Source organism: Mycolicibacterium chengduense (assembly GCF_033741155.1).
In the GTDB taxonomy this organism is placed as follows: Bacteria; Actinomycetota; Actinomycetes; order Mycobacteriales; family Mycobacteriaceae; genus Mycobacterium.
In genome coordinates, this window is the sequence record NZ_JAWQNH010000004.1 from 241,738 (window position 1) to 266,788 (window position 25,051).

The 25,051-nt window shown below is 68.0% G+C and carries 29 protein-coding genes and 1 tRNA gene; 17 read left to right on the forward strand and 13 right to left on the reverse strand.

Features of this window, described 5'->3' with window-relative positions; translation table 11 throughout:
• Window positions 1–62: 62 nt before the first annotated feature.
• Window positions 63–2,033 (forward strand): acyl-CoA dehydrogenase family protein, encoded by a 1,971-nt coding sequence (locus tag SBI67_RS16260; protein WP_318981550.1) that lies wholly within the window; start codon window positions 63–65, stop codon window positions 2,031–2,033.
• Here SBI67_RS16260 and SBI67_RS16265 read toward each other — a convergent pair whose 3' ends face one another.
• Window positions 2,034–5,084: an MMPL family transporter gene (locus SBI67_RS16265; RefSeq protein ID WP_318981551.1), complete on the reverse strand. Its 3,051-nt coding sequence runs from the start codon at window positions 5,082–5,084 to the stop codon at window positions 2,034–2,036.
• A 104-nt stretch (window positions 5,085–5,188) separates the two neighbouring features.
• On the opposite strand from SBI67_RS16265, the gene SBI67_RS16270 reads away from it, so the two are divergent.
• Entirely contained in the window at window positions 5,189–5,761 is a 573-nt protein-coding gene (locus tag SBI67_RS16270; protein WP_318981552.1) for a TetR/AcrR family transcriptional regulator, read from the forward strand.
• 68 nt (window positions 5,762–5,829) lie between these two features.
• On the opposite strand, the gene SBI67_RS16275 is transcribed toward SBI67_RS16270, so the two are convergent.
• Complete coding sequence (locus SBI67_RS16275; protein WP_318981553.1) at window positions 5,830–6,309, reverse strand: LppP/LprE family lipoprotein; 480 nt, start codon at window positions 6,307–6,309, stop codon at window positions 5,830–5,832.
• A gap of 79 nt (window positions 6,310–6,388) precedes the next feature.
• Here SBI67_RS16275 and SBI67_RS16280 point away from each other — a divergent pair, with 79 nt between their 5' ends.
• The 5 genes from SBI67_RS16280 (at window position 6,389) to SBI67_RS16300 (ending at window position 8,704) form a co-directional block, all read left to right on the forward strand.
• On the forward strand, window positions 6,389–7,060 hold the full coding sequence (locus tag SBI67_RS16280; protein ID WP_318981554.1) for a cutinase family protein: 672 nt from the start codon (window positions 6,389–6,391) through the stop codon (window positions 7,058–7,060).
• A gap of 86 nt (window positions 7,061–7,146) precedes the next feature.
• Window positions 7,147–7,560 (forward strand): hypothetical protein, encoded by a 414-nt coding sequence (locus tag SBI67_RS16285; RefSeq protein ID WP_318981555.1) that lies wholly within the window; start codon window positions 7,147–7,149, stop codon window positions 7,558–7,560.
• Window positions 7,557–7,877 (forward strand): CDGP domain-containing protein, encoded by a 321-nt coding sequence (locus tag SBI67_RS16290; protein ID WP_318981556.1) that lies wholly within the window; start codon window positions 7,557–7,559, stop codon window positions 7,875–7,877. The genes SBI67_RS16285 and SBI67_RS16290 overlap by 4 nt, the downstream gene beginning before the upstream one ends.
• Before the next feature lie 151 nt (window positions 7,878–8,028).
• The gene (locus tag SBI67_RS16295; RefSeq protein ID WP_318981557.1) at window positions 8,029–8,307 is read left to right on the forward strand and encodes a transposase; all 279 of its coding nucleotides are present in this window, start codon (window positions 8,029–8,031) and stop codon (window positions 8,305–8,307) included.
• Window position 8,308: 1 nt separating this feature from the next.
• Window positions 8,309–8,704, forward strand: coding sequence for a hypothetical protein (locus SBI67_RS16300; RefSeq protein WP_318981558.1), 396 nt, complete (start codon window positions 8,309–8,311; stop codon window positions 8,702–8,704).
• Between the two features lie 117 nt (window positions 8,705–8,821).
• Here the strand turns inward: SBI67_RS16300 and SBI67_RS16305 are convergent.
• Window positions 8,822–8,897: transfer RNA gene (locus SBI67_RS16305), tRNA-Asn, on the reverse strand.
• Between the two features lie 146 nt (window positions 8,898–9,043).
• On the opposite strand from SBI67_RS16305, the gene SBI67_RS16310 reads away from it, so the two are divergent.
• Complete coding sequence (locus SBI67_RS16310) at window positions 9,044–9,295, forward strand: hypothetical protein (RefSeq protein WP_036396134.1); 252 nt, start codon at window positions 9,044–9,046, stop codon at window positions 9,293–9,295.
• Here SBI67_RS16310 and SBI67_RS16315 read toward each other — a convergent pair.
• The 3 genes from SBI67_RS16315 to SBI67_RS16325 are packed head-to-tail and all read right to left on the reverse strand — an operon-like array spanning window position 9,292 to window position 12,838.
• A complete protein-coding gene (locus SBI67_RS16315; RefSeq protein WP_266046176.1) occupies window positions 9,292–9,582 on the reverse strand; it encodes a DUF7155 family protein in 291 nt (96 codons plus the stop codon). The two genes, SBI67_RS16310 and SBI67_RS16315, sit on opposite strands and share 4 nt — an antisense overlap.
• A 56-nt stretch (window positions 9,583–9,638) precedes the next feature.
• Window positions 9,639–11,549, reverse strand: coding sequence for a DNA primase (gene dnaG, locus SBI67_RS16320; protein WP_318981559.1), 1,911 nt, complete (start codon window positions 11,547–11,549; stop codon window positions 9,639–9,641).
• 20 nt (window positions 11,550–11,569) lie between these two features.
• A complete protein-coding gene (locus tag SBI67_RS16325) occupies window positions 11,570–12,838 on the reverse strand; it encodes a deoxyguanosinetriphosphate triphosphohydrolase (protein WP_318981560.1) in 1,269 nt (422 codons plus the stop codon).
• A 32-nt stretch (window positions 12,839–12,870) separates the two neighbouring features.
• Here SBI67_RS16325 and SBI67_RS16330 point away from each other — a divergent pair, with 32 nt between their 5' ends.
• Window positions 12,871–14,877: a TPM domain-containing protein gene (locus tag SBI67_RS16330; protein ID WP_318981561.1), complete on the forward strand. Its 2,007-nt coding sequence runs from the start codon at window positions 12,871–12,873 to the stop codon at window positions 14,875–14,877.
• Here SBI67_RS16330 and SBI67_RS16335 read toward each other — a convergent pair.
• Window positions 14,874–15,323, reverse strand: a complete 450-nt coding sequence (locus tag SBI67_RS16335) for a winged helix-turn-helix transcriptional regulator (protein WP_318981562.1) — start codon at window positions 15,321–15,323, stop codon at window positions 14,874–14,876. The two genes, SBI67_RS16330 and SBI67_RS16335, sit on opposite strands and share 4 nt — an antisense overlap.
• A gap of 78 nt (window positions 15,324–15,401) precedes the next feature.
• On the opposite strand from SBI67_RS16335, the gene SBI67_RS16340 reads away from it, so the two are divergent.
• The 4 genes from SBI67_RS16340 to SBI67_RS16355 are packed head-to-tail and all read left to right on the forward strand — an operon-like array spanning window position 15,402 to window position 17,606.
• On the forward strand, window positions 15,402–16,079 hold the full coding sequence (locus SBI67_RS16340; protein WP_318981563.1) for an SDR family oxidoreductase: 678 nt from the start codon (window positions 15,402–15,404) through the stop codon (window positions 16,077–16,079).
• An 11-nt stretch (window positions 16,080–16,090) separates the two neighbouring features.
• Window positions 16,091–17,116: an alcohol dehydrogenase catalytic domain-containing protein gene (locus SBI67_RS16345; RefSeq protein ID WP_318981564.1), complete on the forward strand. Its 1,026-nt coding sequence runs from the start codon at window positions 16,091–16,093 to the stop codon at window positions 17,114–17,116.
• Window positions 17,113–17,313, forward strand: a complete 201-nt coding sequence (locus SBI67_RS16350) for a hypothetical protein (RefSeq protein ID WP_318981565.1) — start codon at window positions 17,113–17,115, stop codon at window positions 17,311–17,313. Before SBI67_RS16345 ends, SBI67_RS16350 begins: the two co-directional genes overlap by 4 nt.
• A 20-nt stretch (window positions 17,314–17,333) precedes the next feature.
• Window positions 17,334–17,606, forward strand: a complete 273-nt coding sequence (locus tag SBI67_RS16355; RefSeq protein WP_318981566.1) for a DUF302 domain-containing protein — start codon at window positions 17,334–17,336, stop codon at window positions 17,604–17,606.
• Here SBI67_RS16355 and SBI67_RS16360 read toward each other — a convergent pair.
• Both SBI67_RS16360 and SBI67_RS16365 read right to left on the reverse strand, forming a co-directional pair.
• Window positions 17,563–18,108, reverse strand: coding sequence for an EspA/EspE family type VII secretion system effector (locus SBI67_RS16360; RefSeq protein ID WP_318981567.1), 546 nt, complete (start codon window positions 18,106–18,108; stop codon window positions 17,563–17,565). The genes SBI67_RS16355 and SBI67_RS16360 overlap by 44 nt on opposite strands.
• 152 nt (window positions 18,109–18,260) lie before the next feature.
• The gene (locus SBI67_RS16365; protein WP_318981568.1) at window positions 18,261–19,658 is read right to left on the reverse strand and encodes a glycine--tRNA ligase; all 1,398 of its coding nucleotides are present in this window, start codon (window positions 19,656–19,658) and stop codon (window positions 18,261–18,263) included.
• A gap of 97 nt (window positions 19,659–19,755) precedes the next feature.
• On the opposite strand from SBI67_RS16365, the gene SBI67_RS16370 reads away from it, so the two are divergent.
• Together SBI67_RS16370 and SBI67_RS16375 are read left to right on the forward strand one after the other, a co-directional pair.
• Complete coding sequence (locus tag SBI67_RS16370; RefSeq protein ID WP_318981569.1) at window positions 19,756–20,109, forward strand: ArsR/SmtB family transcription factor; 354 nt, start codon at window positions 19,756–19,758, stop codon at window positions 20,107–20,109.
• A complete protein-coding gene (locus tag SBI67_RS16375) occupies window positions 20,106–20,498 on the forward strand; it encodes a Fur family transcriptional regulator (protein WP_318981570.1) in 393 nt (130 codons plus the stop codon). Before SBI67_RS16370 ends, SBI67_RS16375 begins: the two co-directional genes overlap by 4 nt.
• Here SBI67_RS16375 and SBI67_RS16380 read toward each other — a convergent pair.
• Genes SBI67_RS16380 through recO form a run of 4 tightly spaced genes read right to left on the reverse strand, consistent with a single transcriptional unit; the run spans window position 20,491 to window position 23,027 of the window.
• On the reverse strand, window positions 20,491–20,892 hold the full coding sequence (locus SBI67_RS16380; RefSeq protein ID WP_318981571.1) for an NUDIX hydrolase: 402 nt from the start codon (window positions 20,890–20,892) through the stop codon (window positions 20,491–20,493). The genes SBI67_RS16375 and SBI67_RS16380 overlap by 8 nt on opposite strands.
• Window positions 20,889–21,308, reverse strand: a complete 420-nt coding sequence (locus tag SBI67_RS16385) for a hypothetical protein (RefSeq protein ID WP_318981572.1) — start codon at window positions 21,306–21,308, stop codon at window positions 20,889–20,891. The genes SBI67_RS16380 and SBI67_RS16385 overlap by 4 nt, the downstream gene beginning before the upstream one ends.
• A gap of 2 nt (window positions 21,309–21,310) precedes the next feature.
• Window positions 21,311–22,204 (reverse strand): decaprenyl diphosphate synthase, encoded by an 894-nt coding sequence (locus SBI67_RS16390; protein WP_318981573.1) that lies wholly within the window; start codon window positions 22,202–22,204, stop codon window positions 21,311–21,313.
• Window positions 22,140–23,027 (reverse strand): DNA repair protein RecO, encoded by an 888-nt coding sequence (gene recO, locus SBI67_RS16395; protein WP_318981574.1) that lies wholly within the window; start codon window positions 23,025–23,027, stop codon window positions 22,140–22,142. Before recO ends, SBI67_RS16390 begins: the two co-directional genes overlap by 65 nt.
• A 66-nt stretch (window positions 23,028–23,093) precedes the next feature.
• On the opposite strand from recO, the gene SBI67_RS16400 reads away from it, so the two are divergent.
• Together SBI67_RS16400 and SBI67_RS16405 are read left to right on the forward strand one after the other, a co-directional pair.
• Window positions 23,094–24,551 (forward strand): amidase, encoded by a 1,458-nt coding sequence (locus tag SBI67_RS16400; RefSeq protein ID WP_318981575.1) that lies wholly within the window; start codon window positions 23,094–23,096, stop codon window positions 24,549–24,551.
• A 12-nt stretch (window positions 24,552–24,563) separates the two neighbouring features.
• On the forward strand, window positions 24,564–25,043 hold the full coding sequence (locus tag SBI67_RS16405; RefSeq protein WP_266046159.1) for a CAP domain-containing protein: 480 nt from the start codon (window positions 24,564–24,566) through the stop codon (window positions 25,041–25,043).
• The last annotated feature ends 8 nt before the right edge of the window (window positions 25,044–25,051 follow it).

Consider the following 25,051-nt stretch of genomic DNA (forward strand, 5'->3'; position numbering starts at 1 on the left):
TCAGGTGAACCTGCGTTGCCAGAGTCACGTTTGCAGGACGCGTCGACGGGCTAAGTTCGGGTATGACCACCACCGCGGAACATCTGCGCAATACCCTCGACGGACGCTGGCGCGACGTGAAGAACACGGTGCGCACCGACCTGTCCAACGAGATCTTCCGGCCGCACTACACCCCGAACACCGTCATCGCCCGGACCAAGGTGGGCGAACAGCTGAAGATCATGGCCGCGGCGGGTGCCGCCGAGGACGGCTTCCGCAAGGAACATGGTGGCACCGGGGACGTCGGCGCGGCGGTCACCCGTATCGAGATGCTCGCCATGAGCGATTTGTCGCTGATGGTGAAGGCCGGTGTGCAGTGGGGCCTGTTCGGTGGGGCGATCGAGAACCTGGGCACCGAGCGACATCACAAGGCATATGTCCGCAAGATCATCGACCTGGACCTGTTGGGTTGTTTCGCGATGACCGAGACCGGCCACGGCAGCGATGTGCAGTCCCTGGAGACCACCGCCACCTACGACCCGGCCACCCAGGAGTTCGTCATCGACTCCCCCACCCCGAGCGCCCGCAAGGACTATATCGGCGGTGCGGCCCAAACCGCGCGAGTGGCAGCGGTTTTCGCCCAGCTGATCACCAAGGGTGAGGGCCACGGTGTGCACTGTTTCGTGGTGCCGATCCGTGACGAGGAGGGTAACGACCTGCCCGGCGTCACGACGTCGGACTGCCATTACAAGGGCGGCCTGCCCGGCGTCGACAACGGCCGCATCCAGTTCGACCAGGTCCGTATCCCGCGGGAGAACCTGCTCAACAAATACGCCGACGTCGCCGAGGACGGCACCTACTCCTCGCCCATCGAGAACCCCGGCCGGCGGTTCTTCACCATGCTGGGCACCCTGATCCGGGGCCGGGTCACCGTCGGCGGCAGCGCCGCCGCCGCGGCGCGGGTGGCACTGGATATCGCGACGCGATATGCCTTGCAGCGCAGGCAGTTCAGCGCACCCGACGACGACGGCGAGGTGCTCATCATGGATTACCTGGTGCACCAGCGCCGGTTGTTCCCGCTGATCGCCAAATCCTATGCACTGCAATTCGCGCAGAACGAACTGGTGGCCAAGCTGCACGAGCTGCAATCGTCGGATTTCCCCGACGCCGAGGAGCAGCGTGAGCTGGAAGCGCGGGCGGCCGGGCTCAAGGCGGCCAACACCTGGCATGCCAGCCGGGCCATCTCCGAGGCTCGTGAGGCCTGCGGCGGCGCCGGTTATCTGGCCGAGAACCGGTTGATCGCACTGCGCGGAGATATCGACGTGTTCACCACCTTCGAGGGTGACAACCATGTGCTGACCCAGTTGGTGGCCAAGGAACTGCTGACCGCCTATGCCGACGACATCAAGGGCATGAGCCCGGTGGAGTGGGTGCGGTTCGCGGCGAACTTCGCCGGCGAGCGGGTGATGAAACGCACTGCCGCCGAGACGATCATGCAGACCATTCTGGACACCCGCCAGGACAACGAAGAGGAAGGCAGCCTGTTCAACCGCGGCACCCAGGTGCAGATGTTCGAGGACCGTGAGCAGTACCTGCTGTCCACGGTGGCGCGCCGGCTGCAGAGCAAGGCCAAGGAGATGAGCCCCTTCGACGCCTTCAACGCCGTCCAGGACCACGTGCTGCACGCCGCGACCGCGCATATCGACCGGATCGTGCTGGAGGCCTTCGTCGCCGGCATCGACACCTGCGAGGACCCGACCGCGCGCGAGATCCTGGAATTGGTCTGTGACCTGTACGCTCTGAGCATCATCGACGAGGACAAGGCGTGGTTCGTGGAGCACCGATTCCTGTCCACCGAGCGCTCCAAGGCCGTCACCCGGGCCGTCAACGACCGGTGCCGCAAGCTGCGCCCGCACGCCGAGCTGCTGGTGGACGGGTTCGGCATTCCCGAGAAGTTGCGCTATGCCGAGATGCTGCACCCCGAGCACATCCCGGATGCCGACGAGCATCGGGAAAAGGACGCCATCAGCTCTGGCACCGTCGAGCCGAAGTAGCTAGCCCCGCCGGGGCCGGCTGGGCCACCAGATCCGGTCACCGATCAGCGCCATGGCGGCCGGCACCAGGATGGTGCGCACCAGGGTGATGTCGATGAGCAGACCGACGCCCACGGTGAACCCGATCTGCAGCAGGTTGATCACCCGGCCGCTCATCAACGCGAACATGGTGAGCGCGAAGACGACTCCGGCCGTGGTGATGACGCTGCCGGTGCTGCCGAAACCGCGGATGATGCCGCGCACCATGCCGTCGGCGGACTCCTCCCGGATCCGGGCGGCGAACAGCATGCTGTAGTCGGCGCCGACCGCGATCAGCGCCATGAACGACACCGGGAGCACCGACCAGTCGAGGTCGACACCGATCAGGTGCTGCCACACCAGCACGCTGATGCCCGAGGCGGCACCGAAGGACAGCACGACGACGGCGACCATGAAGACCGGTGCCGCGATGCTGCGCAGCAACACCATGAGCACCAACAGCACGCCGAGGATCGCGACCGCACCGTAGACGGCGAAGTCCCGCCACACCTGGTCGCGCATATCTGCCGATAGCGAGGCCAGGCCGGTAGTGCCGAAATGCGCCTGCTGCAGCGACGTTCCGTGGGCGGCCTCGGTGGCGGCCGGAGCGAGCTCGCGGGTGGCGTTCAGCGCCGCGTCGCTGTACGGGTTGATCCGCCACACCACCAGCATCCGCGCGGTCTTGCCGTCGGGGGCGAACAGCAGCTTCTGGCCGTCCTGGAAGGCCTTGTCGGAGAAGCCTTGTGCCGGGAGGTAGAACCCCGCACCGGCACCGGCCGAGGTGTGCGCACTCAACGTGGCCAGGTAGTCCGAGGCCTGGGTGAGTCCGTCGGTGAGCTGGCCGGTGAGCCCGAGCACCTTGTCGACCCCGCCCTTGACCTGGGTGAGGCCGGCCGCCAACCGGCTGATGCCCGCATCGAGGCGGTCCGCGCCGCGGACCAGTTCGGTGAGCTGCGCGTCGGCCTGCGCGGCTGACCCTTCGGGCAGCATGGCGGCCAGCGTCTGCAATCGGGCGACGGCGTTGCGGATACCGGGTTGGGCCGCCCGGATCTTGTCGATGGTCACCTGCGGCACCGCCGTGAGCAACTGCACCTGCCGCAGCGTGCGGGTGACCGCACCCTCGGACAGTGCATCCAGATCGGCCAGGTCGGCGCGGGCCCGCATGCACACCGGGTTGCCGACACAGTCCGGACCCGGGACCGCGGCGAGCGCGGGACCGAGTGCGGAACTGACCAGCCGGCCGCCGTCGGCGATCTGGGCGTTGTCGGTCATGGCTTGCAGGGCCACATCGAGCAGACCGACCGAGGCGTTGAGATCGGCCAGCGCGCTGGGCACGTCGAGCCTGCCGTCGGTGACGGTGCGCAGTGCGCTGCCGGCATCCTGATAGCCGCCGAGCACCTGGCGCGCCAGCGCGGTGACGGTCTTGATACCCGAGACCAATTGCGGCAGTTGGGTATCGGCGGTGGCGGCGCCGTCACGCAGGGCGGCGGTACCCGACGCCAGCCGCTGCAGGTCAGGGGTGGCCGTACCGATGCGGTCCCGTGCCGCACCGAGCCGGTCGGCGACGACGCCGGCCTGGTAGCCGACGGTGGTCTGCTCCAGCTGACTGCCCGACGGCCGCGTCAGCGCGCGCACATACGCCACGTCGGGTCGCCCCGCGATGCGCGCCGCGACGCGATCCAGCGCGGCCAGGTCGTTGGTGTTGCGCATATCGTGGTCGGCCGACACGATCAGGTATTCCGGTGCCACCTCGTTGAATCCCCAATGCGCGTAGGCCTTCTCGTATCCGGCCGCGCTCTCGGTGTGGCCCAGTTGCATGGCGTTCTCGTCGAAGTTCACCCGGAAGGTGAGTGACACCGAGGCCGCGGCCAGCAACAGCACCAAGGAGGTGGCGGCCAGCGCACCCGAGCGCCGGATCATCCTGGTGCCGATGCGGCGCCAGCGCCGCTCGTCGATCGGGCGCGGCTCGGCATAGCCACGACGGCCCACGATCGACAGCAACGCATACGGCAGCGTCATCGAGATGGCCAGGGCCAGCACGATGGCGATGGCGATCGGCGGCCCGGCGGCGCGGAACATGCCCAGCTGGGCGAACGCCATTGCGGTGGCGGCCGCCGCGATGGTGAGCATGGAGGCGATCAGGATGCCGGAGACCTTCTGCCCCGCTCGTCCCAGCGCATCGGGCACGGGCAGTCCTGCGCGTCTGCCCTCGTGATAACCCGCCAGGATGAAGATCGCGTAATCGGTGATGGCGCCGAGCAGCATCGCCGTCATCAACGCGATGGTCATGTTGGAAACGGTCATCACGCCGTGCGCGCCGAGCAGCGACACCACCGGCCGAGCCACACCGAGCCCGACGCCGATGGTGAGCAGCGGAATGAGGGCGGTGACCACCGAGCGGTAGACCACCAGCAGTACGGCGGTGATCAGCAGCACCGACACGCCGGTGATGATGAGCAGCGAGAAGTCCATGGCACTGAACAGATCTGCCAGGGTGGGCGACGGCCCGGTGTAGTACAGCTGCAGGCCCTCGGGTTTGGCCAGCCCGTCGATGGTGTTGCGGATGTTGACGGTGTTCTGGTGCGCCTTGGTGGAGCCGACGTCGCCGGTGGCCGCGACCACGAGGTTGATCGCCTTGCCGTCGGGGCTGAGCGCGATGCTGCGCAGCGACTCGTTGCTGTAGGTGTCCAGGACGTAGGCGACGTCGTCGGCGTCGGCCCGCAACTGGGTGACCAGCTGGTGGTAGGTCTGTACGTCGGCGGCGCCGATGCCGTTCTCGTTGACCAGCAGCACGCTGCCGATGGCGGACGACGCCGGTACCCCGAACTGCTGGGACATGTGCCGAAGTGTTTGCGCCGCTTCGATATTGCCCGGGATGAACGGGGCGGAATGCTCGGCGACTGTGCGCTCCAGCTGCGGGATGGCCAGGTTGAGCGCACCGACGAGCACCACCCAGAAGCCGATGACCCACCATGCGTGCCGGTCGCAGAACCGGCTGAACCGGCCGAACACCCTGCTGTCCCCGTGCGCCATACGTCCCCCTCGCGCCCCCAAGTAGACCAAATGGTCTACGCGTGGCGTCAGACGTTAGTAGACTGATCGGTGCACCGCAATCACCCCCAGGCAGGAAATCTCATATGCAGGCCCGTGACCGGCTGATCGCCAGCGCCGTCGACCTGATCCGGCGCAACGGCGTCGCTGGTACCGGGCTCGCGCTGCTGCTCGAGGCGAGCGGGACCGCACGACGCTCGCTCTACCTGAATTTCCCCGGCGGCAAGGCCGAACTGATCGCCGATGCCACCGCGGTGGCCGGCAAGGTCACCAGCGCGGCCATCGATCGACTGGCCGCCGACGCCGACCCCGTGACCGTGATCCGACGCTTCGTCGCCGGCTGGGCCGAGGCGCTGCGGGCCTCCGAGTTCACCGCAGGCTGCCCGATCATGGCCGCCGCGCTCGGGCGCTCGGAAGCGGCCGCGGCCGCCGACACCGCCGGCGCGGTGTTCACCGACTGGGAGCGCCGCCTCACCGGTCATCTGGAAGCCGCCCAGCTGTCCTCCGACGACGCGGCGGAACTGGCCACCATGACCGTGGCCGCCGTCGAGGGCGCCATCGTGATGTGCCAAGCCACCAAATCCGACGAACCGCTACGCCGGGTCGAGGCCGGGCTGGTGGAGTTGTTCCGGATGAAGACGCGCACCGCCCGCACCTGACCGCGACATTGCGGTTGTTGCGGCAAAAGTCGAGTGCAGCTCGCGATAACCGCAATCTCGCGACAGCGTCAGGCGTTCGGTATCGGATCCAGTGCCTTGAGCTTGCCGTCGTCGCCGATCTGGAAACGCACCTGGGCGATTCCGGTCGGGCAGCACGGCTTGTCGGCGCCTTGGCGCCATTGGTATTGCACCGTCGCGATCTTGTCGCCCAGCGGAACGACGGTGGTGTAGGGCCTCGGGCGCGGCGTCGGCGGCCCCAGCGGGGAGTTGCGGTCGAAGAACAACACCTGGACCGGGGCGTCCAACGCGGTGTCACCGGTGCCGACCACCACCCAGTGCAGCCGGCAGTCACCGGTATGGCCACTGGCGGTCTCATGCCAACCGCTGCCCAGCCCCTGCACCGCCGTGGCCACCGTGTCCGCGCTCGGGGTGTCCTCGGCCTTACATCCGTTCGAGGTGGGCGGCCCGGCGTTGGGCGGGCTCCAGCCACACGACGCGGCAACCAGGGTGACCGAGGCGAGAAGCGGAAGGGCCCGCGAGAACCGCATGGGTGTGAGCTTACGGACGGTACCGGCCGAAAACTGCGGGGCGGCACGCGCAGCGAACGCTGCCGGTAGCATCGCCCGCATGGGTTCTCGCCATTTGCGCCGGTTGGCCGGTCGGTTCGTCGTCGCCGGCGCGCTCACCGCGTCGACGCTGGCAACCGTCGCCACGCCGACCGCCGCCGCACAGCCGTGCCCCGACGCCGAGGTCGTGTTCGCCCGCGGGAGCGACGAGCCCCCCGGAGTCGGAGTCACCGGCCAGGCGTTCATCGATGCCCTGCGCACGCAGGCCGCGGGCAAGTCCATCGGCGTATACGCCGTGAACTATCCGGCCACCGGCGACTTCGACAACAAGGCCGTGTTCCCCGGCACCATGTTCGACGGTGTTCACGACGCCAGCGCCCACATCCAGGCGACGGCCGCCAACTGCCCCAACACCAAGATGATCGTCGGCGGGTTCTCCCAGGGCGCGGCGGTGGCCGCCTACGCCACCGGCGACCTGCCGGCCGGGGTGTCCGACCACGTCGCCGGGCTGGTGCTGTTCGGTAAACCGAGTGCGCCGCTGCTGGCCCACTACGGTGCGCCGGCGGCGAATATCGGGTCGCAGTACGCGGGCAAGTCACTGGATCTCTGCGCGCCCGGCGACGCCATCTGCGACGGATCGCAAGCCTCGGCACTCTCGCCGCTGGCTCACGTGCTCTACCCGTTCAACGGGCTCGCGACGGCCGCCGCAGCAGCGGCCGCGGGCCGGCTGTAGCGGCGGGGGCATGGATTGTCCGCCGTACGGTTGACGTCCCTGTGAACTGCCTGCGCCCAACCTGACAAGGCCGCTACATTGCGCTGATGAGGGTGTGGATCGCTTTGCTAGGCGCGCTTGTATCGATTGGACTGGTGGGTTGTGCTGCAGAGTCGCCCCCGCCCGCACCGGTGACCGTGACCGAATCGAACACCGTGACGGTGGCTGCCCCGCCGCAAGCCCAAGCTCCGTCTATCGCGGCACCAGTCGTTGCTTCGCCAGCGGAAGCTCCTGTGTCAGCGGGCATCACCATCCCCGATATCGCAGCCGGTACCAACGCCGCGATAGCGCAGAGCAAGCTTGAATCGCTTGGCTTGACCAACGTCGAGTTGGCCTCGGCAAACCCCGATTACAGCAATGTGTTCTTGCCGAAGAACTGGACACTAGTGTCGATCGAGCCGGCGCCGGGAAGTGTGGTTCAAGCGGGCGATGTCGTCATTGTCAAGGTGACCAAACCGTGAGACGTGCCGTTCTCGGCCTGTCGGCAGCGGCTTTCGCTTCGCTCTCCGTCGGAGCCAGCGTTCCGCTTGCGTCCACGGCGTCGGCCGGGTGCATGGTCAATATGCTCGGCGCCCAATACTGCGATGCACCCCCGCGACCAGACGGCACCTGGCAACGTTGCTGGGCCACCGGCCAACAGTTCTACCCCACATTCGGGGCCGGCGGCTATCAGAACGGATTCGGGTCGGTTCCAGCGATGGGCAACTGCTATGACGTCAACCCTGCCGAGCCATGGCCCGTCGTGCCGATCGGGCAACCGCAGTACTACATCCAGTGACACCGTTCGCCCGCCGGCATGAACACGCGTCATCCGACACCGTCCAAACCAGAGGCTAGCGAAGCTTACCTTCGCAGGCCGGTCGTCTCGTAGGTGCATGACTAACTAAACCGTGGTTGCATACCGTATTACATCTGTAATACGGTATCACATGGCGTTGATCTGGGGCACCGACCGAGGCGAACACCTCGCTCGCCACGGCGTCACCATCGCGCAGGCCGAAGAGGCGATGGCCGATCCGGAGCGCGTCGTCTTCACCCCCGACTACAAGAGCAAGTCCGGCCGCAGCATCCGCACCATCGGCTTCTCCCGCAGCTTCGGCGACCTACTGGCCGTATTCACCGTCCAGTTCGAGGGCGCCGTGTACGGCCTGACCGCTTTCCGCGCGGATAAGCATGACCGGGGCCACTACATCAAAGGAGGCGAGTGATATGCCGAAGGACATAAACGAGATGCCTGATGAATTACGGGAACTCATCGGCCGGGAGACCGCAGAGACCGATGCCGTACAGGGCCAGCAATGGGAAGGTTCCCTGCCTAACCACGTGACAGTTTCCCGGCCGGGTCGCACCCGCAGCAAAGTGCTACAAGTGCGACTCAACCCGGAGGAGTTCGACGCCCTGGAGCAGATCGCGGCGCAACGGGAGCTACCGGTGTCGACGGTTGCGCGAGAGCAGCTGCTCGGGTTGATCGCGCGTGATGCGCAATCCCGAGAAACGGGGGCACAGGAACTGATCGGGCAGTTGACGCTGGTGACAGATCGATTGCGTGCGATGCTCCGTGTGGACGAGATGCCGGATCGGCCATCCGTTGACGCGGAGCCCTAGGCACGGACAATGACCCGTGCCGAGTTCCGAAGGTCACAGACAATCAGGACAGCAAGGCTTTCCAAGCCGGGCGACGAAAACAGTTCAGAGGCAGTATTGCCTCTGACCTGATTGTGCTGGCTCCCCCGGATGGACTCGAACCATCAACCGTCCGATTAACAGTCGGAAGCTCTGCCAATTGAGCTACAGGGGATTGAACCGAAAACAGACTCTAGCGCATGGGTGCCGCGCGCCCCGAATCGGCACGTCAGAGCGACTTTCGGATGGCGGGATCACGCGCTCACAGCGTCGTGAGGCAGGATGGACAGCGTTCTGCACTGATCCGGGGAGGGAGTACACGTGTTCCGGTTCGTCTTCGTGCTGGGGGTCGGGTATGTGCTCGGCGCCAAGGCCGGCCGCCGGCGGTACGAACAGATCGCCGGCACGTATCGCGCCGTCACCGAGAATCCGGCCACCAAGGCCGTACTGGATGCCGGGCGCCGCAAACTGGCCGACCGGGTGTCCCCCGATCCGGCCATGGTCCGATTGACGGCGATCGACGCCGAGACGACGGTGCTCGAACCGCTGGACGAGACCGCCGAGAAGCGTTAACCGATCGGGACGTTCCAGGTCTGACCGGGCAGCAGCGGGCCCGAGTTGACGCCGTTGCTGCCCACCGAGATGCCCGGGCTGCCGAAGCCGACACCACCGCCGCCGCTGCCGGAGTTCGAGTAGGACAGGCACTTGCCGTCCTCTTTGTTACCGAACCACGCCAGGCACGGCGGCTGAGCCTGCACCGAACTCTGGGAGCCGGCGGCCGACAGGGCCACCACCGGTGCCGCCGCGGCCGCGACTGCGAACGCGCCCACCAGAACCAGACGCCGAGCTGAAATGTTCACCGGGATGCCTCTCTGATGGCTTCGTCGAACACCTCACCATAACGTGCGAGGACAGATCACGCAGTCATGTCGTCACCGCTGGCCTGCTCCAGCAGGCTGCGGCGATAGGTCTCCATGGCCACCAGATCACCGAACAACGCGTGGTATTCGTCGCTGTTGTCCACCGGCGACATCCGTTGCAGCTTGGACTTCACCTCGGCGATCTGCCGGCCCACCGACACCTCCTGCAGCCGGGCCAGCACCCCGGTGACATACCGGACCAACTTCTCGTCGTCCTCGATCCGGATGGCCTCGACACCGAGTTCGTTGACCAGGTTCGCCCCTTCGGGTGTCTCCTGCAGGTCGCGTACCGCCTCGATCCACTGGGCACCGGACAGCCCGGCCGCCGTCCCGCCGGCGGTGGCAATGGCCGACCGCACGGCCGCATAGCCGGGATGGGTGAAGCTCTCCACGGTCAGCGAATCGAACACCGGACCGGCCAGCCCGGGGTACTGCAGCGCCGCCTTGAGGGCCTCGCGTTGCGGGCGCAGCGTCGGATCACGCGGATCGGGCCGGGTGACGGTGGGCCGCGGCGGGCGGGCGGGCGCCTCGGACCGGGTGTCGCGCCGGGCGCCGCCCTTGGGTCCCTTGCGCCCGGCCTCCTCCCGCACCCGAGCCAACACCTGGGCCACGTTGTCCCAGCCCACCCAGCCGGCCAACTGGCGGGCGTACTCGTCGCGCAGCGTCGGATCCTTGATCCCGGCGACCATCGGCACGCAGCGGCGCAGCGCGGCCACCCGGCCCTCGGCGCTGTCCAGGTTGTGGTCGGCCAGCGCGGTGCGGATGGCGAATTCGAACAGCGGCGCGCGGCGGGCCACCAGATCGCGCAGCGCCCCGTCGCCGGCGCGCAGCCGCAGATCGCACGGGTCCATGCCGTCGGCGGCCACCGCGACGAATGACTGCCCGGCCAGGTTCTGTTCCCCCTCGAACGCCTTCACCGCGGCGGCCCGTCCGGCCGCGTCACCGTCGAAGACGTAGATGAGCTCACCGCGAAAGAAGTTGTCGTCCATCATGAGTCGGCGCAGCATGGCCAGGTGATCATCACCGAAGGCGGTGCCGCACGCGGCGACGGCGGTGGTCACCCCGGCCAGGTGCATGGCCATCACGTCGGTGTAGCCCTCCACGACGACGGCCTGATGGCCCTTGGCGATATCGCGTTTGGCCAGATCCAACCCGAACAGCACCTGGGACTTCTTGTACAGCACGGTCTCCGAGGTGTTGACGTACTTCGCCTCGATGCGGTCGTCGTCGAACAATCGGCGCGCCCCGAAGCCGATGGTCTCTCCCGACGACGCCCGGATGGGCCACAGCAACCGCCGGTGGAACCGGTCAATCGGGCCCCGCTGACCTTGCCGGGACAGCCCGGCGGCCTCTAGCTCCTTGAACTCGAACCCCTTGCGCAGCAGGTGCTTTGTCAGGGTGTCCCAGCCTGCGGGCGCGAACCCACAGCCGAACCGCTTGGCTGCCTCGGCGTCGAAGTTCCGGTCGATCAGGTACTGCCGGGCGGGGGCGGCGTCCTCGGATTGCAACGCCTCGGCGTAGAACTCCTGGGCGGCGGCGTTGGCCGCGATCAGCCGGCTGCGGCTACCCCTGTCGCGCTGCACGTTGGCGGTGGTGCCGCCGGTGTAGGTGACGGTGTAGCCGACCTTGTCGGCCAGCAGCTCGACCGCCTCGACGAAGCTGACGTGTTCGATCTTCTGCAGGAAGGCGTAGACATCGCCGCCCTCCCCGCACCCGAAGCAATGGAAGTGGCCGTGGTTGGGCCGCACGTGGAACGACGGTGACTTCTCGTCGTGGAAGGGGCACAGGCCCTTGAGCGAGTCCACCCCGGCCCGGCGCAGCTGGACGTAATCACCGACGACTTCCTCGATGCGGACGCGTTCACGAATGGCCGCGATATCGCGATCCGCAATACGCCCCGACGCCATCGGATCAGTCTAGAGGCCGGTCACAAGGGCTTGCGCGAACGCGCCTCATAGACCCGTTCCAACCGGCTCTCGGTATAGGACGCGATCTGGTCGACCACCACCCGCAGCCGCGACCCGTCGTCGTCGGCGGCCTCGAACTCGGCGGCGAACTGCGGGTCCAGGCTGCCCGGCGCTTGCGCCCACAACACCAGGGCGACCTCCTCGACCAGCGTGCGCTGGTCGGCCTGGATCTGCAGGTGTCGGTGGTCGGACATGATGAACTGCAGGGCCAGCATCTTGAGCACCGCCACCTCGGCCCGCACCAAGGCGGGCACGGCCAGCTCGGTGTCGTAGCGGTGCAGCGGTCCGCCGCCGGCCACGGCCCGGGTCGCGGTGATCGCGGCGTTGGCGAACCGGCCCACCAGTTCACTGGTCATGTTCTTGAGCCCGACCGACGCCGCCAAGGTGCCGTCGAACTTGCCGACCGCGGCCACCACGGGCACCTCCGACAGCCGCAGCGCCGCGGCCAGCAGATCGTCGTGGCTGATCGCCGGGAACGCCTCGGCGCCAAGGTGGGCCAGTGCGTCGGCGGCATCGGTGTCGGCGAGCACCCGCAGATCGATACGCCCGGAGATCACTCCGTCCTCGACGTCGTGCACCGAGTAGGCGACATCGTCGGCCCAGTCCATCACCTGCGCTTCCAGGCAGGTCCGCTCGGCGGGCGCGCCGGCCCGCATCCACGCGGCCGCCTCGGCGTCGTCGTCGTAGAAACCGAACTTCTTGCGCACCCCCTCCCGGAACCACGGATACTTCATCACCGCGTCCAGCGCCGCGCGGGTGAGGTTCAGCCCCGCGGAACGACCGTCGGGGCCAAGTATTTTCGGCTCCAACCGGGTCAGGATCCGGAAATTCTGGGCATTGCCCTCGAACCCGCCGAACGGCTTGGCGATCTCGTTGAGGGCGCGTTCGCCGTTGTGCCCGTAGGGCGGGTGGCCGATGTCGTGGGCCAGCCCGGCCAGGTCCACCAGGTCCGGGTCGCACCCCAACCCGACGGCCATCCCCCGGCCGATCTGGGCCACCTCCAGCGAGTGGGTCAACCGCGTGCGCGGGGTGTCACCCTGCCGCGGGCCGACCACCTGGGTCTTGTCGGCCAGCCGCCGCAGCGCCGCGCAGTGCAGCACCCGGGCCCGGTCCCTGGCGAAATCGGTGCGGTGCTCGGTCCCGGTTCCGGGCAGCGCGGCACCTTTGGGCGCCTCGATCACCAGGCGCTGCCTGTCGAGGTCGGTATAGAGATCGGTCACGGTGCCCACTGGCGGACAGTCTGCCAGCTAGATTTGCGATCATGCGCCTCGCCCGCCTGCTCAGCATGTTCCTCGCGATGCTGTCCGTCGGTCTGCTGCTGGCACCCGCGGGGCAAGCCAAGCCGCCGTTCCGGTTACCCAGCCAGATCGTCGACAGCGCCAACGCGCTCAGCGGTCAGGACCTGAATCGCGTCACCCAAGCCGTCGACAAGCTCTACGCCGACCGGCATGTCCGGCTGTGGGTGGTGTACGTGGACACGTTCTCCGGGCAGGACGCCGAACCGTGGGCTCGGGCCACGCTGGAAGCCAGCGACCTGGGCAGCTATGACGCGCTACTGGCCGTGGCCACCACCGATCGGGCCTACGCCTTCCTGGCCGGCGGGGTGGCCGCCAGCAACGCCGAAGCGAACACCTTGCGGCGCAACGATATCGAGCCGGCCCTACGCGACGGGAACTGGGCGCAGGCCGCCGTCGCCGCCGCCGAGGGGCTCACCGCCAACGCGTCCTCGACGAGCCCTGCCGCATCGGACACCGAGATGAACTGGGTCGGCCTGGTGGCCATCCTCACGGTGATCGTGCTGGGCGTGGTGGTCCTGGTGCTGTGGCAGCGGTGGCGCAAGCGCAAGCGCCGGGCGGCGGATTTCGCGGCCGCCCAGCGCGCCGACCCGACCGATCCCACCGCGCTGGCCGCGATGCCGCTCGACACCCTCGACGACCTGTCCCGCTCGATCGTCGTCGACGTCGACAACGCGGTGCGCACCAGCGACAACGAACTGGCGCTGGCCGTCGAAGAGTTCGGCGAAAAGGACACCGCCCCGTTCGTTGCCGCGGTGGCCGCCGCCAAAACGACGCTGGGCCAGGCGTTCAACGTGCGCCAGATCCTCGACGACACCGTGCCCGAGACACCCGCGCAGCGCCGCGACCTGCTGACCCGGGTGGTCGTGGCCGCCGCCAAGGCCGACCGTGAACTCGATGCCCAGCGTGCCGCGTTCGCCGCGCTGCGCGACCTGGTGATCAACGCGCCAGGCAGGCTGGACACCCTGACCCAACAGATGGTCGACCTCAGCGCGCGGATCGGACCGTCGGAGCAGACCCTGGCCGGACTGCACCAGCAATTCGCCGATGCCGCCTTGACCTCCGTCGCCGACAATGTCGAAACCGCCAAGCAGCGGCTGGCTTTCGCCGACCAGAACATCACCAGCGCCCGCAATCTGGTGGCCCGCCCGGCCGGCAGCCAAGCGGGCCTGGTCGATTCGATGCGTGCGGCCGAATCCGCCCTGGGCCAGGCCCGCACCCTGCTGGACGCCGTCGACAGCGCCGCCACCGACATCAACCGCGCCATCGCCGCGCTGCCCGCCGCGATCGCCGATATCCAGAACGGTATCGCCGCCGCGGATGCTCAACTGGCACAGGGGAATCTCACCCAGGCGGCCGCCCTGACCGCCGCACGCGAGGCCGCAGCACAGGCGGTGTCGGCCGCGCAGGGCGCCGGCAGCACCGACCCGCTGAGCGCCTTCACGAGTCTGAGCGCCGCCGACGCCGACCTGGACCGGCTGCTGGCCGCCGCCACCGAGGAGCGCGAGACCACCGAACGGTTACGCCGCGCGTACGGCCAGGCGTTGTTCAGCGCCCAATCCCGGGTGCGTGGCGTTTCCGATTTCATCGACACCCGCCGGGGCAGTGTCGGACCGGAGGCGCGCACCAAGCTGGCCGAGGCGGTGCGTCAGTTACAAGCCGCCCAGGACCGGCAGGCCGGCGATCTCGGTGAGGCGATCCAGTACGCCACCGGGGCGGCGACACTGGCCGCCCAGGCGCAGTCCTTGGCCAACGAGGACGTGGCCGCCGCGCAGCGCCACTATGGCGGTTACGGCGGCGGTGGCGGATCGAATACCGGCGCCGTGCTGGGCGGCATCATCATCGGCAATATCTTGTCCGGCGCGCTGCGGGGCGGGTTGGGCGGCAGCGTCGGCGGCGGCTGGAGCCCCACCTCGTTCGGCGGCTCGGGCAGTTCCGGGGGTTCGTTCGGCGGGGGCGGCGGGCGCTTCTAGACGGCCGGTGCCACCAGGGCTACCCGGGGCGTCGGCACCGCGCTGCCGTCGCGCCGACGGAAGCCCATCCCCACTGCCTCTCCGGTGTCGGCCTCCACGAACCGGTAGGCGCTGCTGTCCGGTCGCGCCAGGTGGGTGTGGCCCCACTGGCCGATGGCCGCCAACACCGGCACCAGGTCGTGGCCGGCCTCGGTGAGCACATACCGACTGCGGGTGCGGTCACCGGGTTCCTGGTAGTCGACCACCTCCAGGATTCCCGCGGCGACCAACTCCGACAGCCGTGTGCTGAGCACATCCGAGGCTACCCCCAGACGCTGCTTGAACTCGGAGAACCTGGTCCGACCCAGCAGCGCTTCCCGGATGATCAGCACCGCCCACCGTTGACCGAGGACGGCCATCGTGCGGGCGATCGGGCAGGGATCGTCGACCCATGAAGCGGTGCGCATGGTCACATTCTATCTAAGTTGGAAATTCCAATCCAGCACTGCTACGTTGACCGCAGCACAAGCGGACAGGAGATGACCATGACAGGAACTCAGGTGGCCGGCGCGACGGTCCTGGTGACCGGCGGACAGCAAGGCCTCGGCAAGGCGATCGTCGCCGCGTTGCTCGACGCCGGCGCGGCCAAGGTGTACTCGACCAGCCGGCGGCCGGGTACCCCGGTCGATCCGCGGGTGGTGGTGATCCAGGCCGATGTCACCGACGATGCATCGGTGGCCGAACTGGCCACGACCGCCGGCGACGCCACCATCGTGGTGAACAACGCGGGCACCCTCGGCGGCCAGTCGCTGCTGCAGGACGACCTCGACGACGTCCGATCCGTGCTGGAGACCAATCTCTACGGGCCACTGCGGGTCGCCAGGGCGTTCGCGCCGCTGCTGGCCGGGCGCGGCGGCACCATCGTCAACGTCGCATCGGTGCTGTCCTGGTTGCCGGGATTCGGGTCGTATGGTGTCTCGAAGGCCGCGCTGTGGTCGGCCACCAATTCGCTACGCCTGGAACTGGAACAGCAAGGCGCCCACGTCATCGGCGCCTACCTCGGCTACACCGACACCGATATGGCAGCCGGTTTCGACGTGCCCAAGAACGACCCGGCCGATGTCGCCCGCCAGATCGTGGACGGGATCATCGCCGGCACACCGGAAGTCCTGGCCGACGACCTCACCCGCCAGGTACACGCACCCCTGCACCCGGTCGCCTAGGAGCATCCGAAATGACTACTTACAAGGCTTTTCAGGTCACCGGCCAGCGCGAGTTCGCCCTCGTCGAACGCGACGTCGTGCCACCGCCACCCGGCCAGGTGCGGGTCCGGGTACACAGCTGCGGCGTCTGCCACAGCGACGTGCTGGCCGTCGAAGGCCAGCGACCCGATCCGCAGCTGCCGGTGGTGCCCGGCCACGAAATCGTCGGTGTCATCGACGCGGTCGGTGACGGTGTGCACGCCTGGGCGCCCGGCGACCGGGTCGGGATCGGCTTCCTCGGTGGGCAGTGCAACGAATGCGAATACTGCCGCCGCGGCGACTTCGTCAACTGCCTCGACCAGCCCACCCCCGGTACCAGTACCGACGGCGGTTATGCCGAGGTCGTCTACGCCCGGGCGACCGGGCTGGTGCGGGTACCCGACGGACTGGCGCCCAATCTCGCCGCTCCCCTGCTGTGCGCGGGTATCACGACGTACAACGCGCTGCGCAACACGCCGGCCACCCCGGGTGCCTTGGTCGGCATCCAAGGACTCGGCGGGCTCGGGCACCTCGGCGTGCAGTACGCCAAGGCGCTGGGCTTTCGCGTCGCAGCGATTGCCCGTGGTCCCGAAAAGTCGGATCTGGCCAAACAATTGGGTGCCGATGTCTACATCGACAGCGCCGCCGAGGATCCGGGTGCGGCGTTGACCGCGCTGGGCGGCGCGGCGGCCGTGGTGGCCACCGCAGCCAGCGGCGCATCGATGGGCCCGCTAGTGGCCGGCCTGCGTCCGCGCGGCCAATTGGTGGTGGTCGGCGCCGCGTTCGATCCGATCGCCCTGAACACCACCGATCTCATCTTCGGCGCCCGCAGTGTCGTCGGCAGCCTCACCGGTTCCTCGATCGAGAACGAGGAAAACTTGGCGTTCAGCCTCGCCAACGACATCGCACCGATGATCGAGGTGATGGCGTTCGAGGATGCTCCGCAGGCCTACGAACGGATGATGTCCGGCAAGGCACGATTCCGGGTGGTCCTGGAGATCGCGGGTGAGCAGCCATGACCGCGGTCGAACATCTCAACCGTCGCCTGCTGGTGGCGTTGCCCGACGACTTCGAGAGCGCGCGGCTCCGGTACGAGACGTTGGTTCCCGCGGTCGACCTGCCCGCGTTCGGTAAGACAAGCAATTGGGATGATGTATTGGCCGAAGCCAAAGCCCAAGCACCGCATGGCTTCTGCGGTATCACCGGAGTGACGTAGCTCCGGTGATGCTCGGGTCGGTGTCCCAGTGGCCCGCCACCGAGTACCTGATGGGCAACCACACCATCGCCGAACGGATGTACCGCCACGACCCGGGTGTCATGCTGCATGCACCGCTGCGCACCCTGCTCTACGACAGCGGCACCGGGCCGGTGTTCGCCGTCGACCAACCCAGCCTGCAGTTCGGCAGCTACGGGAATCCGGCGATCACGGCGGTCGGTGTGGAGCTGGACGGGCTGCTGGCCGCGCTCATCGACCTGCTCGGCGGGGAGGTTCCTGCCGAACTGCGGTAGCCGGGGCGTCGCCAGCAAGCGCCTCGTACCCCGTGCCGATATCACGTATCCGGTTGGCGATACCGGCCATATCGCTGTTCGACCGCTGCACGATCTCGGCGATGTCAGCGACGCCTTTGGACACCACGGTCATCAAGGCTCGCTCGCCCGCCGCGTTCGGCGGCACGGTGGCCGCGGCACTGAGCACCCACTGCTTGACCGCATCCAGGTCACGCCGGCCCGCCGCCACCACGTCGGCCGACCGGTCGACCTCGGCACCGAGGCGGCGGTCCAGTTCGGCGAGCCGGCCGATGGTCCCGGCCAGCCGTTGGTTGCGATCGGTGTAGGCCTCGGCGGCCGAACCGGTCCACTGCTCCCCCGCCACCGTGCCGAGCATCGTGTCGTGGAACTGCTCGAGCCGAGCGCCCATGTCGAACCGAGACCCGTCGACCGGTGTCCCGGCGCCGAGTGTCGCTCGGGCGTTGTCCCACGTGGCCAGAAATGCCGTCAAAACGCTGATCACCGCCCCCTTCGGTCCCGTGACTCGAATCCTATGCGAGCCCGCGGCACCTCAGGAGCGGCAACTTCACGACGCCCAGCCGCGCGCGAGCAGACGCAAAGGGCCGCAATTCTGCGTCGAATTGCGGCCCTTTACGTCTGCTCGCGGGAGCAAGGTCAGGCGCCCTTGAGCCGGACCGCCAGGTAGTTCGACACCTCGGAGATCGCCACCCGCTCCTGGGTCATGGCGTCACGCTCGCGGATGGTGACCGACTGGTCCTCCAGTGAGTCGAAGTCCAGCGTGATGCAGAACGGCGTGCCGATTTCGTCCTGGCGCCGGTAGCGCCGGCCGATCGCGCCGGCGTCGTCGAATTCGATATTCCACGACTTGCGCAGTTCGGCGGCCAGGTCCTTGGCCTTCGGCGACAGATCGGCGTTGCGCGACAACGGAAGTACCGCCGCCTTGACCGGGGCCAGCCGCGGGTCCAGCCGCAGCACCGTGCGCTTGTCCACCCCACCTTTGGCGTTGGGGGCCTCGTCCTCGTGGTAGGCATCCACCAAAAACGCCATCAGCGAACGGGTCAGGCCGGCTGCGGGCTCGATCACGTACGGCACGTAGCGGGTCTCGGTGCCCTGATCGTAGAACGACAAGTCGACACCGGAATGCTCTGCGTGCGTGGACAAGTCGTAGTTCGTGCGGTTGGCGATGCCCTCCAGCTCACCCCAGGGGTTGCCGGCGAAACCGAACTTGTACTCGATATCGGTGGTGCCCGCGCTGTAATGCGACAGCTTCTCCAGCGGGTGCTCGTAGAGCCGCAGATTCTCGGGGTTGATGCCGAGGTCGATGTACCACTGCAGCCGCGTCTCGATCCAGTACTTGTGCCACTCGGGCGCCGTGGACGGCTCCACGAAGAACTCCATCTCCATCTGCTCGAACTCACGAGTGCGGAAGATGAAGTTGCCCGGGGTGATCTCGTTGCGGAAACTCTTGCCGATCTGGCCGATACCGAAGGGCGGCTTCTTGCGCGCGGTGGTCACCACGTTGGCGAAGTTGACGAAGATGCCCTGCGCGGTCTCCGGCCGCAGATAGTGCAGACCTTCCTCGGACTCGATCGGGCCGAGGTAGGTCTTGAGCATCATGTTGAAGTCGCGCGGTTCGGTCCACTGGCCCTTGGTGCCGCAGTCCGGGCAGACGATCTCGCTCATCGGCACCGAGTCGGGGTCCACGACGGTGTCGCGCGTGCTCTTCTTGGCCGCGTAGGCCTCCTGCATGTGGTCCTGCCGGTGCCGCTTATGGCAGTTCAGGCATTCCACCAGCGGGTCGTTGAAGACGGCCACGTGACCCGAGGCCACCCACACCTGGCGGGGCAGGATGATCGCGCTGTCCAGGCCGACGACATCATCGCGACCGGTGACCACCGACCGCCACCACTGCCGCTTGATGTTCTCCTTGAGCTCGACACCGAGTGGCCCGTAGTCCCATGCCGACTTGGTGCCGCCGTAGATCTCACCCGATTGGTAGACAAGGCCACGGCGTTTCGCCAGGTTCGCAACGGTGTCGATGATGGATGCCACGGGTTGACAGCGTAGCGATCGGCCGGGCCGAACCCGAAAACGGGACGGCGACGATCACCCTTGACATGCACAGACGTGCATGTAATCTGACTCCATAATGAAAATCGTTTCCAGTACTGCCGGCGAGCACGACCACGTCAGCGCGCCCTCGACCGACCTGCCCGACCGCGAGATCCTGGACACCGCAGGTGACCTGCTGCGCGCGCTGGCCGCGCCGGTACGCATCGCACTGGTGCTGCAACTGCGCGAATCCGCGCGCTGCGTGCACGAACTCGTCGAAGCACTGCAGGTGCCCCAGCCCCTGGTCAGCCAGCATCTGCGCATCCTCAAGGCCGCCGGCGTGGTCGCCGGCGAGCGCAGCGGCCGGGAAGTGATGTACCGCCTGGTCGACGAACACCTGGCCGAGATCGTGCTGGCCGCGGTCACCCACGCCGGAGAGGACGTCGCATGAGTGCACCTGTGCGGGCCACCCGGCAGCGGGCCGCCATCTCCGCACTGCTGGAGAACATCGCCGACTTCCGTTCGGCTCAGGAATTGCACGACGAACTCCGCCAGCGCGGCGAGAACATCGGACTGACCACGGTGTACCGGACGCTGCAGTCGATGGCCACCTCCGGGCTCGTCGACACGCTGCGCACCGACACCGGCGAATCGGTCTACCGGCGCTGCTCCGAACATCACCATCATCACCTGGTGTGCCGGGCCTGCGGGTCGACCGTCGAGGTGGAAGGCGGCGCGGCCGAGGCCTGGGCCGAAAACGTGGCCGCCGAACACGGTTTCAGCGATGTCAGCCACACCATCGAGATCTTCGGGGTGTGCGGCTCCTGCGCCGTCAACTGACGCGGGCGTACTCCAGCACGGGATCCAGTGTCAGCGGCGCCAGTTCGATATCGCCCGGCGCGTGCGGGTCCACCCACGTCATCTCGGCGATCTCGGCGGCGGGCCGCGGCGGACCGTCGAGACGCACCAGGAACAGGTCCGCGGCCACCCGATGCCCCGGTTCGTTGGCGGCCGCGGCATCGTGGTGGCCCAGCGGCGTCACCGACTCCTCGACGACGCCGACACCGAGCTCTTCCCGGATCTCCCGGTGCAGGGCCTGCACCGGCGTCTCGCCGGGCTCCAGCTTCCCGCCGGGTTGCATGAACGCCGTCGTACCGCGCTTGCGCACCACCAGCACGTGGTTGCGATCGTCGAGCACGACGGCCGCGACGATCCGAATCACCGGACCCGTCACGCCAACAGCGCCCGTCGCACATCGGCACCGGTCGACAACACCATCAGCAGCAGCGTTCCCAGCGCCTCGTCGGTCAGCCCGGCCGCGGGAAAGTTATAGCGCAGCAACACATCTGCTGTCTTGGAAGCCTGCTTGCGTGAGTTGCCGCCTGCGCCGACGCTCTTCTCCGTCAACGACACGGTTCCCAGCAGCGTGTTGTGCGCATGCTCGCCGACCTTGGCTCGCAGTTTGGCGTCCAGGGGCAGATCCCAGGCCAGCATCTGCGTCAGGGCCACCATGTCCAGGCCCTCGGCGATGGTCACCACCCGCAGCGACGAGAAGGTGCCGTCATGCTGCACGGTGAGCGACCCGTCCTCCTCGTGGGTGGTGGGCAGGATCGCCTCGGCGACGGTGGCCAACCGTTGCTGCAATGACATGGTCAGGCCCTGCCGAAGCGCCGGTTGCGGTTGACGTACTCCTCGCACGCCGCCCACAGGTCACGCCGGTCGTAGTCGGGCCACAGCTTGTCCTGGAAGACGTACTCGGCGTAGGCGGCCTGCCACAGCATGAAGTTGCTGGCGCGCTGCTCCCCCGATGTCCGGATGAACAGGTCGACATCGGGGATGTCCGGGCGGTGCAGATGCTTGGCGAAGGCGGCCTCGGAGATGCGCGACGGGTTCAACTTGCCCTCGGCGGCCTCCTCGGCCAGCGCGCGCGCCGCCTCGACGATCTCGGTGCGCCCGCCGTAGTTCACGCAGTAGTTGACGGTGATGACGTCGTTGCCGACCGTCATCTCCTCGGCGATGTCGAACTCCTTGATGACGCTGCGCCACATCCGCGGCCGGGAACCGACCCAGCGCATGTTGACGCCCATGGCATCCAGGTTCTCCCGGCGGCGGCGCACCACCTCCCGGTTGAAACCCATCAGGAATCGCACCTCCTCGGTGCTGCGTTTCCAGTTCTCGGTGGAGAAGGCGTACACCGACAGGTGCTTGATGCCGAGCTCGATGGCCCCACACGTGATGTCGATGAGCACCGCCTCGCCCATCTTGTGGCCCTCGGTCCGACCAAGGCCGCGCTGGGTGGCCCACCGGCCGTTGCCGTCCATCACCACCGCGACGTGATTGGGTACCTGGTCGGCGGGGATCTGCGGGGCGGCCGCCTTGGACGGATGCTGCGGCGGGCGAGAGAACCGGCCGTTGGTGCGGGCCGGGAGCTCAGGGAACACCACCGGCCAGGTCGACGTGTCCGGGAAGACCGGATAGTCGTCAGGCGCCGGGGGCAGCTGTGGGTACGTCGACTTGCCCCGCTTGCCGTCCCTGTTCAATGCCATGCGCCATATCCTGCCCGAACACCCTCGCTCGGCGTTCGAGGCCCACGGTATCGACCCGGAAACGGGCTATCTGCTCGTCGCGCACCCGCTCGTCACCCCTCTCGACCAGTGGCAACGTCCGCAACTGACGTTCCAGGTGCCACTGCAGATGGGCCGCGACCAGCCCGCTGGCCTGGCTGCGGTGCGACGAGGTGGACGCCTCGGCGAACTCCCAGTCCCCGTCGTGCAGGGCGATCATCAGGTCGAGCACGGCCTGCGCCGGCGTCGCCGAACCCGACGGCCGGCAGTGCACGCAGACGCTGCCGCCGGCGGCGATGTGGAAGGCCCGGTGTGGTCCCGGGGCGGCGCACCGGGCGCATTCGGACAACGCCGGGGCCCAGCCCGCGATCCCCATGGCCCGCAGCAGGTAGGAGTCCAGCACCAGCTCCCGCGGCCGGCGGCCGGCCGCGACGGCCCGCAGCGCCGCCACCGTCAGGCTGTGCAGCTCGGGCACCGGGGCGTGTTCCTCACCGGCCAGCCGTTCGGCAGTCTCCAGCATGGCGCACGCGCACGTGTACCGGCCGTAGTCGTTGACGATGTCGGTGGCGAACGCGTCGATGGACTGCACCTGGGTGACGATGTCCAGATTCCGGCCGGGATGCAGTTGAACGTCGATGTGCGCGAACGGTTCCAACCGGGCCCCGAACTTGCTGCGGGTGCGCCGCACCCCCTTGGCGACGGCGCGGACCACGCCGTGCTCGCGGGTGAGTAGCGTCACGATGCGGTCGGCCTCGCCGAGCTTGTGCTGGCGCAGCACCACCGCTCGATCCCGGTACAACCGCATCGGGCCAGTCTCTCATCGCGTGCCGACACCGGCCGCACCGCAACGCCGGATATCCTGACATTCAGCATGGCTCTCACTCTTGGACTTCCCGGCAGTTCTTTCCCCACCCCAAAGCTCCCCACCGTTGGCCAGCAGCTCTACCGCCTCGCCAGCGGCGCCACCACATCGCAACAGCTGGTCCGCCAATCCCTGGACGCAATCGAGGCCAGCCAGCCCACGCTGAACGCGTTCCGGGTGGTCCTGACCGACAGCGCGATCGCCGAAGCCGCCGAAGCCGACCGTAAACGTGCTGCGGGTCAACATCTTCCACTTCTCGGCATACCCATTGCCGTCAAGGACGACGTCGACGTCGCCGGTGTCCCGACCCGCTTCGGCACCCGCGGTGAGGTATCCCCCGCCAGCGCCGACGCCGAGGTGGTGCGCCGGCTGCGCGCGGCAGGCGCGGTGATCGTCGGCAAGACCAACACCTGCGAGCTCGGCCAGTGGCCGTTCACCAGCGGACCCGGCTTCGGGCATACCCGCAACCCCTGGTCCCCCGAGCACAGCCCGGGCGGTTCCTCCGGTGGCAGCGCCGCCGCCGTCGCCGCCGGTCTGGTGCCGGCCGCCATCGGCTCCGACGGCGCGGGCAGCGTGCGGATCCCGGCGGCGTGGACGCACCTGGTCGGCATCAAACCGCAACGCGGCCGCATCTCCACCTGGCCGCTGCCCGAGGCGTTCAACGGCATCACCGTCAACGGGGTGCTGGCGCGCACCGTCACCGACGCCGCCATCGTGCTCGACGCCGCCTCCGGCAACGCCGACGGCGACCTGCACAAACCCGACCCCATCCGGGCGTCGGACTGGGTCGGCCGGGCCCCGGGTGCGCTGCGCGTCGCGGTGTCCACCAAGTTCCCGTTCACCGTGTTCCGGGCTCATCTGCACCCGGAGATCGAAGCCGCGCTGCAGGAGACGGCCGGGTACCTGGAACAGCTCGGGCACACCATCACAGCGGCCGACCCGGACTACGGGCTGAAGATGTCGTGGAACTTCCTGTCCCGGTCGACGTCCGGGCTGCTGGAGTGGTCGCACCGGCTGGGGCACCGAATCCAGTGGGATAAGCGCACGGTGAGCAATATGCGCACGGGTCGGTTGCTGTCCGAACACGTGCTGCGCAAGGCCAGGGCTGCCGAGGCCGAGGCGCAACGGCGGGTGGGCTGGATCTTCAACATCGCCGACGTGGTGCTGGCCCCCACCACCGCGCTGCCGCCGCCACGCCTGCACGACTACGACAACCGAGGCAGCCTGGCCACCGACCGGGCCATGATCCGCGCCTGCCCGCTGACCTGGCCGTGGAATCTGCTGGGCTGGCCGTCGATCAACGTGCCCGCCGGATTCACGTCCGACGGTTTACCGATCGGGGTGCAGCTCATGGGTCCGCAGGGCAGTGAGCCCTTGTTGATTTCGCTGGCGGCCGCGCTGGAAGCCATCAGCGGCTGGATGACCAAGCAACCCGAACCGTGGTGGCTGGCGACCGAGCTGCAGTAATCTCTGCAGACCATGATCGCGATCCGCCGTGCCGTGCCCGTGCTCACCGTCGTTGCCGGCGCGGTCGTCGCGGCGCCGGCCGCCCATGCCGACAACATCCGGCTCAACAACAGCGTGATCGCCAACGTCTACACCATCCAGCATCAGGCCGGCTGCACCAACGACGTGACCAAGAACCCGCAGCTGCAACTGGCGGCCGAATGGCACGCCAATGACGTGCTGAACAACCGGGCGCTGGACGGGGACCTGGGGTCGGACGGTTCCACCCCGCAATCGCGGGCCAACGCCGCCGGTTACAAGGGCACGGTGTCGCAGACCGTCGCGATCAACCCGGCGCTGGCCATCAACGGTATCGAGATCATGAACCAGTGGTACTACCGCCCGGACTACATGGCGATCATGAGCAACTGCGCCAACACCCAGATGGGCGTGTGGTCGCTCAACAGCCTGGACCGCAGCGTCGTCGTCGCGGTCTACGGCATCCCGGGCTGAAGCCAGCC